General features: G+C 30.7%; 1 protein-coding gene. It reads left to right on the forward strand.

Annotated elements, in window-relative coordinates; genetic code table 11:
- Nucleotides 1–272: 272 nt before the first annotated feature.
- On the forward strand, nt 273–830 hold the full coding sequence (locus tag AC3DU7_RS28320; protein ID WP_488042594.1) for an NUDIX hydrolase: 558 nt from the start codon (nt 273–275) through the stop codon (nt 828–830).
- Nucleotides 831–1,366 lie beyond the last annotated feature (536 nt).

Consider the following 1,366-nt stretch of genomic DNA (forward strand, 5'->3'; position numbering starts at 1 on the left):
TACCATCTGATGGTACATAATTATGATGATCATCCTAACTATTTATTATCTTTTTCATAGCATTTGGTCTCCACATCTCAGATAAAAACGCCATATTAATTGTTAAATTTAAGCATTTATCTGAAATATTACCAACATCAATTTATATTAGCTTAAGCAAAATCTGTATAAATTTTGATAATTATTATTGATAGACAATCCTCTTTTATCACTTAACCTTTATTCATACCAAAGATGATATGATAGTTAAAACTTATTTTTTATGATATTTTATGCCAAGCCAAGAACCGCCCAAAATTATTAAACAACGTCTGCAATATCAAGGTAGAAAATTTAACTTTGACGTTAACTATATGCGTCTACCCAATGGAGTTGAAGGAGACTGGGAATGTATTCGTCATCCGGGAGGAGCTTTATGTATTCCTGTTACTTCAGATGGAAAATTAGTCTTAGTAAAACAATATCGATTTGCCATTAAAGATAGGATTTTAGAATTTCCAGCAGGTACAATAGAAGAAAATGAAAATCCTGCTGATACTATCAAACGAGAAATAGAAGAAGAGACAGGTTATCGTGCTCATAAATGGCAAAAGTTAGGAGAATTTCCTCTTGCTCCTGGATACTCGGATGAATTTATTTATGCTTTTTTAGCAGAAGATTTGGAAAAGTTGGAAAGTCCACCAGCACAGGATATTGATGAAGATATAGAAACAGTTTTAATGACACCTCAAGAATTAGAAAAAGCTATCTTTGATGGAGAAGTTGTTGATGCTAAGTCAATCTGTAGTTTATTCTTGGCAAAACCATTTTTATCAGGAAATAAGAAGTAAGAAGGAAGAAGGAAGAACGAAGAAGTGAAGAAGTAAAAAGGAAGAAAGAAGAAAAAAGAAGGAGTTTAGTTATGGTACTTTAACTTAAATAAAAATGAGACGTTTTTTTGTCTGAAACTCTTTCATAGCAAAGAAGCTTTGTCTCAATCTAAAGTTAAATGATTATATCTAGGCGATGAGTTATCTACAACATAAGGAAAAACTTTCGTTATCTGAATGTTAAGTTTTTGATATTTCCTAAGCTTTGCTTTGACTGCTATATTAACCAATAATTTAGTATCAATGCCTGAAAATTGGTATTAAACTTCAAACTAAATTTTCATCTTTCCTTTTCCTTTGAACAACGCAAGCAAACAACAAAAATGAAGACTGTAAAGGAGTAGCGAAGTAGAAAAAATTAATTTGTAAAACCTATTTTATTTGATAAATACAAATATTTATTAGCTAAACTACAGTTCAAAAATTAACAGTTAACAATTATTGAAGGAGGAAGAATATATTTAGTTATCTACCAGAGGGGAATGGGAGAGTGGGGG

Source organism: Okeania sp., assembly GCF_983059655.1.